The organism is Kitasatospora sp. Xyl93 (assembly GCF_055383135.1).
In genome coordinates this window covers 1,833,085-1,849,340 of record NZ_AP029185.1, presented here as the reverse complement: position 1 = coordinate 1,849,340, position 16,256 = coordinate 1,833,085, and the positions used below count along the sequence as shown (strand labels likewise).

Sequence of the window (16,256 nt, the reverse complement as noted above, 5' to 3'; positions counted from 1 at the left end):
CCCCCACGTGAGTCCTTCACGTCTGCTGCGACTCCCGCAGCTGGCACGATTGCTGACGCTCGTCCTGTCCCTGTTCCTGGCGGTCGGCCTGTTCGCCCCCCAGTCCCAGGCCGCCCCCGCCGGCCCCGCCGCCGGTGGCGCGCCTGCCCCGCCCCCCGCCGGACCGGCCCCGCAGCCGGGCATCGACGCGCCCGAACGAGCCGACAGCGGGCAGCAGTTGGCCTCGGTCGACGAGCGCGCCCCGCTCCCGGTCGACACCCGGCCGGCCGAGGTCCGCTCGACCGCCAAGGCCTTCGGCCTCGGCGCGGCGGCCGAAAAGCCCTGCAACACCGGCGACTTCACCGGCCGGACCGGCGGCGACCTGGTCCAGCACATCAAGGACGCCGACCTCCAGTGCGTCAACTCGCTGTTCAAGCTCACCGGCGGCGACGCGCGGGGCGCGTTCCGCGAGGAGCAGATGAGCACGGTGGCCTACGCGCTGCGCGACGCGGCGGCCGGCTACCCCGGTGACAACTCCACCTCCGTGGAGCAGCTGGTGCTCTTCCTGCGCGCCGGCTACTTCGTGCAGTGGTACCACAAGGAGGACGTCGGCGAGTACGGCGCCGGCCTGAAGACCGCGATCCGGTCCGGCCTGGACGCCTTCTTCAACAGCGCGCACTCGCGCGACGTCGCGGCGGGCAACGCGCCCATCCTGGGCGAGGCCGTCACCCTGATCGACAGCGCGCAGGAGAACGTCCGCTACCTGCCGGTGGTCAAGCGGCTGCTGGGCGACTACAAGGCCGACACCTGGAACCCGGCCGGCATGGCGTGGGCGGTCAACCCGGTGTTCACCGTGCTGTTCCGCGGCCACCAGGTGCCCGGCTTCGACGCGGCCGTCGAGGCCGACCCGAGCGTGCTGGACGCGCTGTCCGACTTCGCGACCCGCAACAACGCCCTGCTCGGCGACACCTACGGCGTGCTGGTCTACAACGCCACCAAGGAACTGAGCCGCTTCCTGAAGGACACGGCGCTCCAGGCCAAGGTCCGTCCGCTGGCCAAGGCGCTGGTCCAGAAGTCGGAGCCGAAGGGCCGCACCGTCTACCAGTGGGCCGCCGTCGCCGAGGCGGTCGACTACTACGACGTCGGCAACTGCTCGTACTACGGCACCTGCAACAAGTCCGACCAGCTCAAGGCCGGCGTGCTGACCGTCAAGCACACCTGCAGCCCGAGCATCACCCTGCTCGCCCAGGCGCTGGACAGCACCCAGCTGGGCACCGCCTGCACCAGCCTGAACGGCCAGGACGCGTACTTCCACTCGGTCGCCAAGGACAACGGCGCGGTCAAGGACGACCGGAACACCACGATCGAGGTCGTGGTCTTCCACTCCTCGCTCGACTACCAGGTGCTGGCCGCCGCGATCTACGGCATCGACACCAACAACGGCGGCATGTACCTGGAGGGCGACCCGGCCAAGGCCGGCAACCAGCCGCGCTTCCTCTGCTACGAGGCCGAGTGGGCCCGTCCGTCCTTCGAGATCTGGAACCTCAACCACGAGTACACCCACTACCTCGACGGCCGGTTCGACATGTACGGCGACTTCAACGCCGGCATGAAGACGCCGACCATCTGGTGGGTCGAGGGCTTCGCCGAGTACGTGTCCTACTCGTACCGCAAGGTGGCCAACGACGCCGCCGTCGCGGCGGCCGGCCGTCACACCTACCGGCTGAGCGACCTCTTCGACACCGGCTACGGCGACCAGGACCGGGTCTACCGCTGGGGCTACCTGGCCGTCCGCTACATGATGGAGCAGCACCGCTCCGACGTGGACGCGGTCCTCGCCAAGTACCGCGCCGGTGACTGGGACGGCGCCCGCGCCATTCTGAAGACCACCATCGGCACCCGCTACGACGCCGACTTCGACAGCTGGCTGACCAAGTGCGCGAGCGGCGCCTGCGGCACCACCCCGACCATCCCGCAGGTGCCCGAGTGCAGCGCCGCCGACACCCGGCAGCTGGACGCCAACTGCGCCCGCAGCAACGTCGCGGCGAGCACCGGCAACTACGCGCACTTCTACCTGCTGGTGCCGGCCGGCACCAAGCAGGTGAAGATCACCACCAGCGGCGGCACCGGCAACGGCGACCTCTACTACAACGCGGCGGGCTGGGCCTACACGAACGCCAACACCGCGCGGTCGACCAACCCGGACAACTCCGAGACGCTGACCGTCACGAACCCGCCGGCGGGCTACGTCTACTTCAGCCTCCACGCCCAGCAGGGCTTCAGCGGGGTGAGCGTCACGAGCGAGATCTGAGCCGAGTACGGCGAACGGACAGGTGACCGCCCCGGGCGGAGCGCTACGGCGCCCCGCCCGGGGCAGGTCCGCGCCGTCGGGGAGCCCTACGCGCCGACCCGCACCAGCGCCAGGGTGATGTTGTCCGGCCCGCCGGCCTCGATCGCCGCCTTCCACAGCTCGAACGCCGCCCTGCCGTCCGAACGGTCCGCCCCCTCCGACGACCGCTCCAGCAGCCCGGCCAGCTCCTCCTCGGGCACCGGGTCGGTGAGCCCGTCGCTGCACACCAGGTAGCGGTCCCCGGCGGCCAGCGGCGCCGCCCGGACGTGCGGTTCGACGAAGGTGAGCCCGAGCGAGCCGCCCAGGGTCTGGGTGACCACCGAGGTGGTGCGCTGCCCGGGCGGCAGCGGCGGGCTGTCGTCCACGCTCACCCGGCGCAGCCCGTCCCCGGTGATCCGGTAGACCCGGCTGTCGCCGACGTTGAAGACCAGGGCCCGTTCGGGCAGCAGCACCAGCCCGGCGACGGTGGTGCCCATCGCGGCGAGCTCGGGCTCCTCGGCGGCGGCCGCGTAGACGGCCCGGTTGCAGCCCTGGAGCTCCTCGCGGACGGAGTCCTCGTCGTCCAGCGCGCCCCCGTCGGCGGCGAGCCGGCGGGCGACCAGGGCGCTGGCCACCTCGCCGCCGGGGTGGCCGCCCAGGCCGTCGGCGACCGCGACCACGCAGGGCGGGCCGAGCGGGAAGAGCAGGGTCTGCGGGTTGGTGGTCACGGTGGCGCAGAGCGTCCACGGCCCGACCGTCAGGCTGTCCTCGTTGTGCCCGCGCACCAGGCCCTCGTGGCTCAGCGCGCTCACCGCGATGTACGGACCCATCGTCCGCCGCCCTTCCGGAGCCTTCCCTTGCCTCTCCGCGCCTTCCATTGTCGTCGCACCGCACGGCGAGCGCCCGGAGGGAATACCGGGCGGCGGCCGGATGCTAGGGTGGTTGAAAGTTGGACTACCTGGGACGTGGTGATCAGCATGCAGTTCGGAATCTTCTCCGTCGGCGACGTGACGACCGACCCCACCACCGGCCGCACCCCGAGCGAGCACGAGCGGATCAAGGCGATGGTGGCGATCGCCCGCAAGGCCGAGGAGGTCGGCCTGGACGTCTTCGCGACCGGCGAGCACCACAACCCGCCGTTCGTCCCGTCCTCGCCGACGACCATGCTCGGCTACATAGCCGCGCAGACCGACCGCATCATCCTCTCCACCTCGACCACGCTGATCACCACCAACGACCCGGTGAAGATCGCCGAGGACTTCGCGATGCTCCAGCACCTGGCCGAGGGCCGGGTGGACGTCATGATGGGCCGCGGCAACACCGGCCCGGTCTACCCGTGGTTCGGCCAGGACATCCGCCAGGGCATCCCGCTCGCGATCGAGAACTACGCGCTGCTGCACCAGCTGTGGCGCGAGGAGGTCGTGGACTGGCAGGGCCGCTTCCGCACCCCGCTCCAGGGCTTCACCTCCACCCCGCGCCCGCTGGACGACGTCCCGCCGTTCGTCTGGCACGGCTCGATCCGCAGCCCCGAGATCGCCGAGCAGGCCGCCTACTACGGCGACGGCTTCTTCGCGAACAACATCTTCTGGCCCAAGGAGCACTTCCAGAAGCTGATCGACCTCTACCGCGAGCGCTACGCCCACTACGGCCACGGCACGCCCGAGCAGGCCGTCGTCGGCCTCGGCGGGCAGGTGTTCATGCGGAAGAACTCCCAGGACGCGGTGCGCGAGTTCCGCCCGTACTTCGACAACGCGCCGGTGTACGGCCACGGGCCCTCGCTGGAGGAGTTCACCGAGCAGACCCCGCTGACCGTGGGCAGCCCGCAGGAGGTCATCGAGAAGACCCTGACGTTCCGCGAGACCTTCGGCGACTACCAGCGCCAGCTGTTCCTGATGGACCACGCCGGCCTGCCGCTCAAGACGGTGCTGGAGCAGCTGGACCTGCTCGGCGAGGAGGTCGTGCCGGTGCTGCGCGAGGAGTTCGCCAAGGGCCGCCCGGCCGAGGTGCCGGACGGACCGACCCACACCGCGCTGGTCGCGGCCCGCGACGCGCGCGAGAACGAGACGACGGAGGTGGCCAAGTGACCGCGTTCAAGCTGGTGGTGGTGAGTGCCGGGCTGAGCAAGCCGTCCTCGACGCGGCTGCTGGCGGACCGGCTCACCGACTCGACCGTGCGCCGACTCGCCCAGGAGGGGCGGGAGGTGGACGTCACCGTGGTCGAACTGCGGGACCTGGCGGTGGAGATCGCCAACAACTTCGTCACCGGCTTCCCCGGCGCCGGGCTGCGCGCGGCGATCGAGGCGGTGACGGAGGCGGACGCCCTGATCGCGGTGACGCCGATCTTCACGGCCTCGTACAGCGGTCTGTTCAAGTCCTTCTTCGACGTGGTCGACAACGACGCGCTCACCGGCAAGCCGGTGCTGATCGCTGCCACCGGCGGCACGCCCCGGCACTCGCTCGCCCTGGAACACGCCGTCCGTCCGCTGTTCAGCTACCTGCGCGCGGTGGTGCTGCCGACCGCCGTCTACGCGGCCACCGACGACTGGGGCGCGGCGGGGGACGGGCTCACCGACGGCCTGCCGCGCCGGATCGACCGGGCGGCCGGCGAGCTGGCGGCCCTGCTGGCCGGGCGCGGCCCGGCGGCGCCGGCGCGGCCCGAGCAGGTGGTGCCGTTCGCCGAGCAGCTGGCGGCGCTGCGGGTCTGAGCCGGGCCGAGGCCGCGAGGGGCGGCCTGCGGGCGGCAGGCGGACGTGGGGCGGACGCGGGGCGGGTGCGCGACGAGGCGCGCCCGCCCCGCGTCGCGTCCCAGGACACGTCGCACGTCCGCGCCTCAGGACGCGTTCTCCCGGGAGTCGTACGCGGCCCGCGCCGCCGCGATCTCGCGCTGGTGCGCCTCGGTCCAGGTGACCAGCGACTGGATGGTGGCGTGCAGCGTCCGCCCGAGCGGGGTCAGCGCGTAGTCGACCCGGGGCGGCACCACCGGGTGCACCGTCCGCTCGACCAGGCCGTCCCGCTCCAGCTGGCGCAGCGTGACGGTGAGCATCCGCTGGCTGACCCCGTCGATCGCCCGGCGCAGCTCGGTGAAGCGCAGCGACCGCCGGTCCAGCAGGGAGATCACCAGCAGCGACCACTTGTCGGCGATCCGGTCCAGGATCTGCCGCACCTCGCAGTCCTCCCGGACGTCCCACTGGAGGACGTCGTAGCCGTCCTCGGTACCCGCGCAGTGCGTCGGTTCCTTCGAAGTGCCTTCTTCCATGCCTCCCGATGCTGCCCGAGGATGACGAGTGGTTACAAGAGGGAACCGACCGGACGGGGAAGAACCGTCCGGGGCCCTCGCCACCCCCGTTCTCCCCGAGGAGCCCCAGGTGTCCGTGTCATCAGCCCTGCCCGAAAACAGCCGGGAGGCCGTTCCCGGACCCGGGGATCGCCCGGCGCCGCCGGAGCCCCCGGCCCGGCTCGGCGGCCGCTCCGCCGCCGTGCTGGCCGTGCTCTGCGGCGCGATCTTCCTGGAGGGCATCGACGTCGCCATGCTGAACGTGGCGCTGCCCTCGATCCGCGCCGACCTGGGGATGTCCACCGGCGCGCTGTCCTGGGTGCTGAGCGCGTACGTGCTGGGCTACGGCGGCTTCATGCTGCTCGGCGGCCGGACGGCCGACCTGCTGGGCCGGCGTCGGATGTTCCTGTGCTGGCTGACCGTCTTCGTGCTCTTCTCCGGCCTCGGCGGGCTGGCCACCGAGGGCTGGGTGCTGATCCTGGCCCGCTTCGTCACCGGTCTGTCGGCGGCCTTCATGACCCCGGCCGGGCTGTCGATCATCACCACCGCCTTCCCCGAGGGCCCGCGGCGCAACCGGGCGCTGCTGGTGTACGCGGGGACGGCCGCGGCGGGCTTCTCGCTCGGCCTGGTGGTCGGCGGCCTGCTGACGGCGGTCAGCTGGCGCTGGGTGTTCTTCGCCCCGGTGCTGCTGGCCGGGGCGCTGCTGGCGGCCGCCGTCCCGCTGATCCCGCGCGAGGCCGCGCCGCGGCGGGCCGGCGGGCGCTTCGACCTGGCCGGAGCGGCGGCCGCGACGGGGGCGATGCTGCTGCTGGTGTACGGCGTGGTCCGGATCGGCGAGCCGGGCGCGCGGGCCGGCACCACCGCCGCGGTGCTGGCCGGCGGGCTCGCCCTGCTGGCGGTGTTCACGGTGGTCGAGCGGCGCTCGCCCGCGCCGCTGGTGCGGCTGGGCGTGCTGCGCTCCGGGCCGCTGCTGCGGGCCAACCTCGGCGCGGTGCTGTTCGCCGGCTCGTTCTTCGGCTTCCAGTTCACCGCCACCCTCTACCTCCAGGACCTGCGCGGCTGGTCCCCGCTCCAGACCGGCCTGGCGCTGCTCGCCGTCGGCGTGGACTCGGTGCTGGCGCCGACCCTCACCCCGAAGCTGGTGGAGCGCTTCGGCAACGCCCGGGTGATCCTCGGCGGCTTCCTGCTGGCCGCGCTCTCGTACGGGCTGTTCCTGCCGGTGGGCGTCGACTGGACGTACCCGATGATGTTCCCGACCATGCTGCTGACCGGGCTGGCCTTCGCCCTCGCGTACGGGCCGCTGACCATCGCGGCCACCGAGGGGATCGCGGAGGAGGAGCAGGGGCTGGCCGGCGGGCTGCTCAACACCTCGTTCCAGTTCGGGGCGGCGCTCGGCCTCTCGGTGGTGACCACGGTGGACCTGGCCGCGCTGGGGTCGGGGGCCACCGCGCTGGAGGGCTTCCGGGCCGCCCTGGTGGTGCCGGTCGTCTCCGCGGTGCTGGGGGCCGTGGTGGCCGCCACCGGCGCCGGGCGGCGACGCGCCTGACGTTCACTCGGAAGGGCCGGTCGCGTCAGCCGGACGGCCCCGTCGGAACGCACTCCGGCGGGGCCGTCCGGCCTGCCCGGTGGGGCCGTTCGGCTGTGCGCCGGCCGCGCCGGATCGTCCGTTCTGCGGTGTAATCGTTCGCATGATCACGACCGTGCGGGCCGAACCGCAAGCCGTACTCTCTCCGCTGACCAGCGCGGCCGTCTTCCTGGTCCTCACCGTCGAACCCGGCCGGGAGGCGGTCGTCCGCGACCTGCTGCCCGAACTCGCGGGGCTGCGCCGCGCGGTCGGCTTCCGGGCCCCCGACGGCGCCCTCACCTGCGTCACCGGCATCGGCTCCGAACTCTGGGACCGCCTCTTCGACGGCCCCCGGCCCGCCTCCCTGCACCCCCTCCAGGAGGTGGTCGGACCCCGCCACCGGGCCCCCGCCACCCCCGGGGACCTGCTCCTGCACCTGCGGGCGGAGCGGATGGACCTCTGCTTCGAGCTGGCCGCGCAGCTCACCGAGCGGCTGGCCGGGGCGGCCACCGTCGTCGACTCCGTCCAGGGCTTCAAGTACTTCGAGGACCGGGACCTGCTCGGCTTCGTCGACGGCACCGAGAACCCGGAGGGCCGGGCCGCCGAGCGGGCCGCCCTGGTCGGCGCCGAGGACCCGGCGTTCGCCGGCGGCAGCTACGTCGTCGTGCAGCGGTACGTGCACGACATGGACGGGTGGAACGCGCTGAGCGTCGAGCAGCAGGAGGGCGCGGTCGGCCGCACCAAGCTCACCGACATCGAACTGGACGACGACGTCAAGCCCGCCGACTCGCACGTGGCGCTCACCGTGATCACCGGACCGGACGGCGAGGAGCGGAAGATCGTCCGCTTCAACATGCCGTACGGCACGTTCGGCTCCGCCGGGAGCGGCGGCGAGGCCGGCACCTACTTCATCGGCTACGCGGCCGACCCCGGGGTGACCGAGGAGATGCTGCGCAACATGTTCGTCGGCGACCCGCCGGGCACCACCGACCGGCTGCTCGACTTCTCCACCGCCGTGACCGGCGGGCTGTTCTTCGTCCCCACCGCCGACTTCCTCGACTCCCCGCCGCCGGCGCCCTCCGTCGCCCCCGCCCCCGCTGTGCCCGGCGCCGCCTCCGCGCCCGTCGTGCCCGCCGCCGCCCCGGAGTCCGCCGCCGGGGACGGCTCGCTCGGCATCGGCAGCCTCAAGCAGAGCCCCTGACCGCCCCGTCGAACAGGACCGCGCACATGAACAACCTCCACCGGGACCTCGCCCCGATCTCCGCCGCCGCGTGGGAGGAGATCGAGGAGGAGGCCCGCCAGACCTTCAAGCTGCACATCGCCGGCCGCCGGGTGGTCGACCTCACCGGCCCCGAGGGCGCCACCCTCGCGGCCGTCGGCACCGGCCACCTGACCGCCGTCGACCCCCCGGCGGACGGCGTCCAGGCCCGCGCCCGGGCCGCCCAGCCGGTGGTCGAGCTGCGCGTCCCCTTCACCGTCCGCCGGGACGCCGTGGACGACGTCGAACGCGGCTCCAAGGACAGCGACTGGCAGCCCGTCAAGGACGCGGCCCGCACCCTCGCCCTGGCCGAGGACCGCGCCGTGTTCGAGGGCTACCGCGCCGCCGCGATCGACGGCATCCGGGCCGCCTCCACCAACCCCCCGGTCCAGCTCCCCGACGACGTCCGGGAGTACCCGGAGGCGGTCAGCCGGGCCCTGACCGCCCTGCGCCTCGCCGGCGTCGGCGGCCCCTACTCGCTCCTGCTCGGCGCGGCCGCCTTCACCGCCGTCAACGAGACCAGCGACCACGGCTACCCCGTCCACAACCACATCGCCCGGCTCCTCGACGGCGACATCATCTGGGCCCCGGCCATCGAGGGCGCCTACCTGCTGTCCGCCCGCGGCGGGGACTTCGAACTGTTCCTCGGCCAGGACGCCTCGGTGGGCTACCTCTCCCACGACGCCGAAACGATTCGCCTGTACCTGCAGGAGACGCTCACGTTCCGGGTGTACACGGGCGAGGCGGCCGTCGTCCTACGGGGTTAGCACCGCAGCGGGACCGACGTGAGGATCCGGGTGAGCACGGCAGGCGCCCGGCATTCGCCCATACCGCCGCAGGGGTTCCGCGGCCGCCCCTTTGGCCATAATCTCGACATGGCGATGCGTCATATGCTAGCGGCACAGCGATCATTCGTCCGAGGCCGGGGGAGCCAGTGACAGGATCGACCGTGGCCGGCGGGTGCCGGTGAACGACGCCAAGCTGCCGCACGGAGCGGTGCGGAACTCGCTGGCCGGCGCCACGACGGTCTCCGGCCCGGTGGTGCAGGCTGGCGCGATCCACGGCGGACTGCACCTGCACGGGCCGTCCGCGTTGCCGACACCCAGGCAACTCCCGCCCTGCCCGCGGCGGTTGATCGGTCGGGAGGCCGAACTGGCCTCGCTTGACTCCTCGTTGGACCCGGATGCCGGGGCGGCGGACGTCACGGTCGTGGTGACCGGCCCCGCCGGGGTCGGCAAGACGGCCCTGGCCGCGCAGTGGCTGCGCGGGCAGTCCGACCGCTTCCCGGACGGCCAGCTGTACGCTGACCTGCGCGGCTACGCGCCCGACGGCCCCGCCGACCCGGCCGAGGCCCTCGGCGGCTTCCTGCGGGCCTTCGGGATCTCCCCGGTGCCCGGCAGCCTGGCGGAGGGCGCCGCGCTCTGGCGCTCGCTGGCGGCGGAGCGGCGGATCTCCGTGCTGCTGGACAACGCCTCGACGGCCGCCCAGGTGCGGCCGCTGCTGCCAGGCTCGGACCACACCGTGGTCGTGGTGACCAGCCGGCGCCGGCTCACCGGGCTGGGCATCGACGGCGCGGTGTTCCGGCCGCTGGCCCCGCTCGCCCCGGAGGCCTCAACCGAGATCCTCGCCGCGCGGGTCGGCAGGAGCCGGGTGGTCGACGAACGCGACGCCGCGGCCGAGGTGGTGGACGCCTGCGCCGGGCTGCCGCTGGCGATCTGCCTGGCGGCGGCCCGCATCGCGGCGCGCCCGGCCCAGTCGCTCGCGGCGACCGCCGAGATGCTCGGGCGCGGCACCGACCGGCTGGCGGCGCTGGACGTGGAGGGGGAGACGGTGCGGGACCTGCTGGACGCCTCCTACGGCGTGCTGGAGCCGGACGCCGCCCGGCTCTACGGGCTGCTCGGCCTGCTGCCCTTCGCCGAGTTCACCCTGGAGAACGCCGCGGTGCTGGCGGACCTGGACCCGGCCGGGGCGGATCGGCTGCTGGACGGCCTGATCGACGTGCACCTGCTGGAGGAGACCGGCCCGCAGCGGTTCCGCTTCCACGACCTGGTGCGGCTGCACGCCCGGGCGCGGGGGGAGCTGGTCCGCGGCACCCCGCCCGCGGCGGCCGCGCTCGACCGGGTCGTCGACTGGTACCTGGCCTCGGCCACGGCGGCCGAGGCGGTCGTCTCGCCGAGCCACCGCACCCTCGCCCGCGACTACCGCACCCGCGCCGCCCATCCGGCCCGGGAGTTCACGGGCGACGTGCCGGCCGTGGAGTGGCTCGACGCGGAACGCGACCGGCTCGCCGACGTCCTGCGCTGGTGCGAGGAGCTGGGCCGCCCCGCCGCGGCCTGGCAACTCGCCGACGCCATGTGGCCGTTGTTCCTCCGGCTGCGCCCGGGCCGGCTGTGGGTCGAGGCCCACCGGATCGGCCTGCGGGCCGCCCGCGCGGACGGCTCCCGCAGCGGCGAGCTGCGGATGCTCACCAGCGGCGGGAACGGCCTGCGGAACGCGGGCGAGGCGGTGGAGGCGGCGGACTGGTTCACCGCCGCCCTCGCCCTCGCCCGGGAGGCCGACCGTCCGCCGGCCCAGGCGGACGCGCTGTACGGGCTCAGCCAGACCCACCGGATGGCCGGTCGGCTGGACGCGGCCGCCGAGTGCCTGGACGAGGTGGTCCGGCTCCGCGAGGCCGAGGGCTACCTGCGCGGTTCGGCGCTGGCCCGGCTGGCGTACGGCGAGGTGCTGCTGCTGGCCGGCCGGGCGGCCGAGGCGGTGGAGCCGATCGAGCGGGCGGGCCGCGAGCTGGCCTCGATCGAGGACGACTACGAGGCGGCCCGCGCGATGGCCTTCCTGGGTCTGGCGCACGGCCGGCTGGGCGCGTTCGAGCCGGCCGAGGCCCGCATCGAGGACGCCCTCGCGGGCTTCCGGGCCCGGCTGTCCGCCCACTGGGAGGCGCGGACGCTGGAGTTCGCCGGCCAGGTCGAGGAGCTGCGCGGCCGTCCGGACGCGGCCCGCGCCCGGTTCGAGCAGTCCATGGCCCGGTACCGGGAGGTGGGTGCCGCGGCCGAGGCGGCCAGACTGGCCGACCGCCTCGCCGCGTACGGAGCGGACTCCGCCGTCACCCCGCGTCCGGACGATCCGGAGGCGTGAGCCGGCGCCACCCGGAGCCCGGGGCGTGCTTCCCGCAGCCCGGGGCGCGCCACCCGGACCTCTGGGCGTGCCACCCGGCGCCCGGGCCGTACCACCTGGCGGCGCTGATCCGGTCGAGTTCGCCCAGCGCCCGCCCGGCCGCCAGCCAGGCGTGCGCCAGCGAGCCGAGGGCCGACGGCGGGAGCGGCCCACCGGCCGGGCCCCGGGCCCGTAGGACGAGCCGTGCCCCGGTCCGGGCGAGCACCAGCAGCGCCCCCGGACGGTGCTCCGCCGTGGCCACCGCGCACCCGGGGTGGGCGGACAGCAGGTCCGCGAGCCGCACGTGGGCGCCCGCCGCCGGGATCGGCCCGAGGTGCAGCACGTCGGCGTGCCGGCGCCAGCGCAGGCCCCCGGGCCCGGTGAGGTCGAGCACCAGGTGCTCGTCCACGAACCCGGGCCCCGACCGTCCGCCCGGAACCGGGGACGCCGGGGACGCCGAGGACGTGGGCCACGCCGGGTCCGCGGCCAGCAGCCCGCGATGGATCCCGGTCGTGGACATCACCCGCGCCTCGAACAGCGCGGCCGCCGAGCCGCCGCAGGCCACCGAGCCGCCGCGGTGCGAGGAACCGCCGCAGGCCGAGGAACCGTCGCGGCCCGGGGAGCCGGGGCCCGCCGAACCGCCGACCGGCACCAGCCGCACCGTGTGCAGCGCGGCCGTCATCCGGCCCGCCGTTCCCCGGCCGCCGCGATCGCGTCCAGCGGCTCGGGCAGCGGGAGCGGCTCCGGATCCGGGGTGTGCGCCGGCTCGCCCAGCCCGAGGACGCGGTACAGCAGCCGCCTGGCGTTCCGGTCGAAGCGGCCCGGCTCGGAGCTGATCCGGGCGGCGATCGCCGCGTAGTCCTCCGGCCGGTACTGCTCGGCGGCGTACGCGAGTTGGCCGGTGAGCGGGTGCCCGGGCGCGAGCGCGGGCGCGGTGCGGGCGAGCTGCGCGGCCGGCGAGCGCGGGTTGACGTGCCGGTGCGGGTACTCGGCGAGCAGGACGGGGGCGCCGGTCATCGCGCCGTACAGGGTGACCGAGCCGTGGTCCCCGATGACGAAGTCGGCGGCGACCAGCAGCGGCCGCCAGTCCGTCTCGGGCGGGACCACCGTGACGGCCCCCCGGGCGGTGGCCGTCGCCCAGGAGCGCACCGCGTAGGCCGAGTGCTGGGCCGCGATGTTGGGGTGGGTCAGCAGGACCGCCCGGTAGCCGTGCCGGGGCAGTTCCGAGGTCAGTCTCGGCAGCACGGCGTCGAGCCGGGTGAAGAGCGAGCCGTCGCCCCAGGTGGAGCAGACCACGACCAGCTTCTCCTCCGGCCGCAGCCCCAGCGCGGCCCGGTGGCGCTCCCGGTGCGGCAGTGCGGCGGCGATGCGGTCGTAGCACGGGTCGCCGACCACCTCGGCGATCGGCAGGGCCTCCGGGCAGCCGCGCCCGAGTTCGACCAGTTCCTCCTCGTGGGCCAGCGCGAACGAGGCGGGGACGAGCCGCCCCTCCCAGTAGAGGTAGTCCGGACCGAGCCCGATGGCCGTCCGCTCGCCGCCCGGGGCGCCGCGCCGCGAGAGCTTGATGTTGCCGGCCCCGTGCGGCAGCCGGACGACCGGGCCGTGCAACTGCTCCATCCCCTGGGAGCCGGCGGCCAGGACCAGGTCGAACTCGCGTCGGACCGCCTGCTCCCACGGCAGCACGGTGCCGCCCAGCGCCCGGAGGATCTCCGCCGCACCCCCGTTGAACACGTGCGGCGCCACCGTGAACTGCACGTGGACCCGCAGGTCGGCGGCGAGCAGCGAGTAGAAGTCGTGCAGGCGCTTCGCGTACACCATCGTCTGCGCGACGACGAGCACCTCCTTGCGGTCCCGCAGGGTCTCCCACGGCCCGTTGTTGCTCCGGGCCGCCGTCGTCCCGCGCCCGCCGTCCGTCGTCGTGACGTCCTGTTCCCCGTGCACCAAGGTCATCGTTCTCCCCCTCCTTGATCCCAGGCCGGAGCCGTCGGCCGGCCCCGGGGTCGATGCTCCCCGGGCCGTCTGGCGGATTCCATGACGCGACCTGGTCGGCCCTTGCGGAAACCTTGTGTCCGCTTTCCGGGGCCCGCCCGTCCGGGCGCGGGGGCCGCAAGGGTACTGAGTTCCTTTACGAGGGGTACTGAGTGCCGTATTCTCTCCGTGGAGCCTCTGACGCCAGTCGAAGAGAGCCGACACGGTATGCCGGTCCAGGTGGCGCTTGCGGTGCGCGGGTCGCGCCGGGGCCGGACTTGGCACTCAGTACCCTCGGCATGCCTGAGGCCATGGATCCAGTGCATCCGTGCACCCGTGACAGGAGAACCGCTCATGAGCTTGAGGATCGTCGTCTGTGTGAAGCACGTCCCGGACGCGACGGGGGACCGTCGTTTCGCGGACGACCACACCACCGACCGGGAGGGTGTGGACGGCCTCCTGTCGGAGCTCGACGAGTACGGCGTGGAGCAGGCGCTGCGGATCGCGGAGGCGAACGAGGGCGCCGAGGTCACCGTGCTGACGGTCGGGCCGGACGACGCCAAGGACGCGCTGCGCAAGGCGCTGTCGATGGGCGCGGACAAGGCCGTGCACGTGAACGACGACGACATCCACGGCAGCGACGTGATCGGGACGTCGGCGGTCCTGGCGAAGGCGCTGGAGCAGGTCGGGTTCGACCTGGTGATCGGCGGCATGGCGTCGACGGACGGCACGATGGGCGTGCTGCCGGCGCTGCTGGCGGAGCGTCTGGGCGTGCCGCAGGTGACGCTGCTGTCGGAGGTGTCGGTCGAGGGCGGCGTGGTGAAGGGCCGTCGTGACGGTGACGCGGCGACCGAGCTGGTGGAGGCTCCGCTGCCGGCCGTGATCTCGGTGACGGACCAGTCGGGCGAGGCCCGCTACCCGTCGTTCAAGGGGATCATGGCGGCGAAGAAGAAGCCGGTGCAGTCGCTGGACCTGGACGACCTGGGCATCGAGGCGGACGAGGTCGGCCTGGCGGGTTCGTGGACGGCGGTCGAGTCGGTGGCGGCGCGTCCGGCGCGGACCGCGGGCACGGTCGTCAAGGACGAGGGCGAGGGCGGCAAGTCGCTCGCGGCCTTCCTCGCCGACCAGAAGTTCATCTGAGCCGCCCCCACCCCCCGACCCAGCGAAACACGGAGACATTGAGCAATGGCTGAGATTCTCGTCCTGGTGGACCACGCCGACGGTGCGGTCCGCAAGCCGGCCCTGGAGCTGCTGACCCTGGCCCGCCGCATCGGCGAGCCGTCCGCCGTCGTCCTGGGCGCCGGTGCGGCCGCGGCCGACATCGCCGCCAAGGCCGGCGAGTTCGGCGCGGCGAAGGTGTACGTCGCCGACGGCGCCGAGTTCACCGACCAGCTGGTCGTCCCGAAGGTGGACGCCCTGGCCCAGATCGCCAAGGCCAACGACGTCGCCGCCGTGCTGGTGACGTCCTCCGGCGAGGGCAAGGAGGTCGCCGCCCGCGTCGCGCTGCGCCTCGGCTCCGGCATCATCACCGACGCCGTCGACCTGCGCGCCGGCGACCAGGGCCCGGTCGCCACCCAGTCGGTGTTCGCCGCCTCGTACACCGTCGACTCCCGGGTGAGCAACGGCGTGCCGGTCATCACCGTCAAGCCGAACGCCGTCGCCCCGGAGGCCGCCCCGGCCGCCGGCGCGGTGGAGAACGTCGCCGTCGAGTTCACCGGCAACGCCGCCAAGGTCGTCGAGCGCACCCCGCGGGTGTCCTCCGGCCGCCCCGAGCTGACCGAGGCCGCCATCGTGGTCTCCGGCGGCCGCGGCGTCGGTGCCGCCGAGGGCTTCGGCGTGGTCGAGGAGCTCGCCGACGTGCTGGGCGCGGCCGTCGGTGCCTCGCGCGCCGCCGTGGACGCCGGCTGGTACCCGCACAGCAGCCAGGTCGGCCAGACCGGCAAGCAGGTCTCCCCGCAGCTGTACGTGGCCAACGGCATCTCGGGCGCCATCCAGCACCGGGCTGGCATGCAGACCTCGAAGACCATCGTGGCCGTCAACAAGGACCCCGAGGCCCCGATCTTCGAGCTCGCCGACTACGGCGTGGTGGGCGACCTCTTCGAGGTGCTGCCGCAGCTCACCGCCGAGGTGAAGGCCCGCAAGGCCTGATCCCCGGACGACCGAGGAGGGCGTGGCACCGAGGGGTACTCGGTGCCACGCCCTCCGTCGTCTCCCGGCGGCGCCCCGGCGCGCCGCCCGTCCCGGTCGCCGTACGGCTCACTCCGTGACGAAGGCCGCGAGGTGCTGGGTGAAGCCGCCCTGGGCGGGCGGCAGCGGGCGAGGCTCGGGGTCCTGGGGCACCGGCGGCTCCTCCACCGGCAGCAGCCGCAGCTCCGGCTGGTCGGAGTCGGGGGAGGAGAGCAGCCGCACCCGGGTGCCGACCGGGACGGTGCTGCGCATCCCGTCCACGATGCACCAGACGTCGAAGCCCTCCGCCATCCGGATCAGGGACTTCTGACGGACCAGCGGCGTCCGGGCCTGCTCGACCGCGCAGCGCCGCACCACGCCGGTGCCCTCGCTGGGCTCCAGTCGGAGGTCGGTGGATCCGCAGGTGGGGCAGAGCAGCCGCTGGAAGGTCGGGTTGTTGCACCACGCGCAGCGCTGGAAGTACAGCGTCGTGCTCCGGGTGTCGGCTTCGGCGATGGCTGAGTGGACCACGCTGTCATCTCCCTGCGCTCGGGCCGGCTCGTTCGGCA

At 74.0% G+C, this 16,256-nt stretch carries 14 protein-coding genes; 9 read left to right on the top strand and 5 right to left on the bottom strand.

The genetic code is table 11. The annotated features are described in order from the left end of the window. Positions 1-7 precede the first annotated feature (7 nt). Positions 8-2,290, top strand: a complete 2,283-nt coding sequence (locus tag ACZ5GH_RS07805) for a M9 family metallopeptidase (RefSeq protein WP_464333774.1) — start codon at positions 8-10, stop codon at positions 2,288-2,290. 86 nt (positions 2,291-2,376) lie between these two features. Here ACZ5GH_RS07805 and ACZ5GH_RS07800 read toward each other — a convergent pair whose 3' ends face one another. Then, complete coding sequence (locus ACZ5GH_RS07800) at positions 2,377-3,138, bottom strand: PP2C family protein-serine/threonine phosphatase (RefSeq protein WP_464333773.1); 762 nt, start codon at positions 3,136-3,138, stop codon at positions 2,377-2,379. 147 nt (positions 3,139-3,285) lie between these two features. Here ACZ5GH_RS07800 and ACZ5GH_RS07795 point away from each other — a divergent pair, with 147 nt between their 5' ends. Beyond that, complete coding sequence (locus ACZ5GH_RS07795) at positions 3,286-4,392, top strand: LLM class flavin-dependent oxidoreductase (RefSeq protein ID WP_387758303.1); 1,107 nt, start codon at positions 3,286-3,288, stop codon at positions 4,390-4,392. After that, the gene (locus tag ACZ5GH_RS07790; protein WP_464333772.1) at positions 4,389-5,012 is read left to right on the top strand and encodes an FMN reductase; all 624 of its coding nucleotides are present in this window, start codon (positions 4,389-4,391) and stop codon (positions 5,010-5,012) included. The genes ACZ5GH_RS07795 and ACZ5GH_RS07790 overlap by 4 nt, the downstream gene beginning before the upstream one ends. 125 nt (positions 5,013-5,137) lie before the next feature. On the opposite strand, the gene ACZ5GH_RS07785 is transcribed toward ACZ5GH_RS07790, so the two are convergent. Next, positions 5,138-5,563: a winged helix-turn-helix transcriptional regulator gene (locus ACZ5GH_RS07785; RefSeq protein WP_387758306.1), complete on the bottom strand. Its 426-nt coding sequence runs from the start codon at positions 5,561-5,563 to the stop codon at positions 5,138-5,140. Positions 5,564-5,672: 109 nt separating this feature from the next. Between ACZ5GH_RS07785 and ACZ5GH_RS07780 the strand changes: the two genes are divergently transcribed. From ACZ5GH_RS07780 to ACZ5GH_RS07765, 4 genes are all read left to right on the top strand, one after another. Next, complete coding sequence (locus tag ACZ5GH_RS07780; RefSeq protein ID WP_464333771.1) at positions 5,673-7,127, top strand: MFS transporter; 1,455 nt, start codon at positions 5,673-5,675, stop codon at positions 7,125-7,127. 142 nt (positions 7,128-7,269) lie between these two features. Beyond that, a complete protein-coding gene (locus ACZ5GH_RS07775) occupies positions 7,270-8,346 on the top strand; it encodes a Dyp-type peroxidase (protein WP_464333770.1) in 1,077 nt (358 codons plus the stop codon). A 26-nt stretch (positions 8,347-8,372) separates the two neighbouring features. Beyond that, the gene (locus ACZ5GH_RS07770) at positions 8,373-9,170 is read left to right on the top strand and encodes a family 1 encapsulin nanocompartment shell protein (protein WP_387758309.1); all 798 of its coding nucleotides are present in this window, start codon (positions 8,373-8,375) and stop codon (positions 9,168-9,170) included. A 199-nt stretch (positions 9,171-9,369) separates the two neighbouring features. Continuing rightward, positions 9,370-11,535 (top strand): ATP-binding protein, encoded by a 2,166-nt coding sequence (locus ACZ5GH_RS07765; RefSeq protein WP_387758311.1) that lies wholly within the window; start codon positions 9,370-9,372, stop codon positions 11,533-11,535. Here the strand turns inward: ACZ5GH_RS07765 and ACZ5GH_RS07760 are convergent. Together ACZ5GH_RS07760 and ACZ5GH_RS07755 are read right to left on the bottom strand one after the other, a co-directional pair. Beyond that, complete coding sequence (locus ACZ5GH_RS07760; protein WP_464333769.1) at positions 11,504-12,235, bottom strand: hypothetical protein; 732 nt, start codon at positions 12,233-12,235, stop codon at positions 11,504-11,506. The two genes, ACZ5GH_RS07765 and ACZ5GH_RS07760, sit on opposite strands and share 32 nt — an antisense overlap. Next, a complete protein-coding gene (locus ACZ5GH_RS07755; protein ID WP_387758314.1) occupies positions 12,232-13,503 on the bottom strand; it encodes a hypothetical protein in 1,272 nt (423 codons plus the stop codon). The genes ACZ5GH_RS07760 and ACZ5GH_RS07755 overlap by 4 nt, the downstream gene beginning before the upstream one ends. 372 nt (positions 13,504-13,875) lie before the next feature. Here ACZ5GH_RS07755 and ACZ5GH_RS07750 point away from each other — a divergent pair, with 372 nt between their 5' ends. Further along, positions 13,876-14,661, top strand: a complete 786-nt coding sequence (locus tag ACZ5GH_RS07750) for an electron transfer flavoprotein subunit beta/FixA family protein (RefSeq protein WP_464333768.1) — start codon at positions 13,876-13,878, stop codon at positions 14,659-14,661. Positions 14,662-14,706: 45 nt separating this feature from the next. Next, positions 14,707-15,669 carry an electron transfer flavoprotein subunit alpha/FixB family protein gene (locus ACZ5GH_RS07745; protein WP_464333767.1) on the top strand — a complete coding sequence of 321 codons (963 nt, stop codon included), beginning with the start codon at positions 14,707-14,709 and terminating at the stop codon, positions 15,667-15,669. Between the two features lie 108 nt (positions 15,670-15,777). On the opposite strand, the gene ACZ5GH_RS07740 is transcribed toward ACZ5GH_RS07745, so the two are convergent. Beyond that, the gene (locus tag ACZ5GH_RS07740; protein ID WP_387758318.1) at positions 15,778-16,218 is read right to left on the bottom strand and encodes a PhlB family protein; all 441 of its coding nucleotides are present in this window, start codon (positions 16,216-16,218) and stop codon (positions 15,778-15,780) included. Between the last annotated feature and the right edge of the window lie 38 nt (positions 16,219-16,256).

What these genes read in the sequence shown, in the direction of transcription:
- ACZ5GH_RS07750 (WP_464333768.1), top strand. Translation starts at nt 13,876, where the DNA reads ATGAGCTTGAGGATCGTCGTCTGTGTGAAGCACGTCCCGGACGCGACG.
- ACZ5GH_RS07755 (WP_387758314.1), bottom strand. Translation starts at nt 13,503, where the DNA reads ATGACCTTGGTGCACGGGGAACAGGACGTCACGACGACGGACGGCGGG.
- ACZ5GH_RS07785 (WP_387758306.1), bottom strand. Translation starts at nt 5,563, where the DNA reads ATGGAAGAAGGCACTTCGAAGGAACCGACGCACTGCGCGGGTACCGAG.
- ACZ5GH_RS07775 (WP_464333770.1), top strand. Translation starts at nt 7,270, where the DNA reads ATGATCACGACCGTGCGGGCCGAACCGCAAGCCGTACTCTCTCCGCTG.
- ACZ5GH_RS07795 (WP_387758303.1), top strand. Translation starts at nt 3,286, where the DNA reads ATGCAGTTCGGAATCTTCTCCGTCGGCGACGTGACGACCGACCCCACC.
- ACZ5GH_RS07800 (WP_464333773.1), bottom strand. Translation starts at nt 3,138, where the DNA reads ATGGGTCCGTACATCGCGGTGAGCGCGCTGAGCCACGAGGGCCTGGTG.
- ACZ5GH_RS07760 (WP_464333769.1), bottom strand. Translation starts at nt 12,235, where the DNA reads ATGACGGCCGCGCTGCACACGGTGCGGCTGGTGCCGGTCGGCGGTTCG.
- ACZ5GH_RS07745 (WP_464333767.1), top strand. Translation starts at nt 14,707, where the DNA reads ATGGCTGAGATTCTCGTCCTGGTGGACCACGCCGACGGTGCGGTCCGC.
- ACZ5GH_RS07770 (WP_387758309.1), top strand. Translation starts at nt 8,373, where the DNA reads ATGAACAACCTCCACCGGGACCTCGCCCCGATCTCCGCCGCCGCGTGG.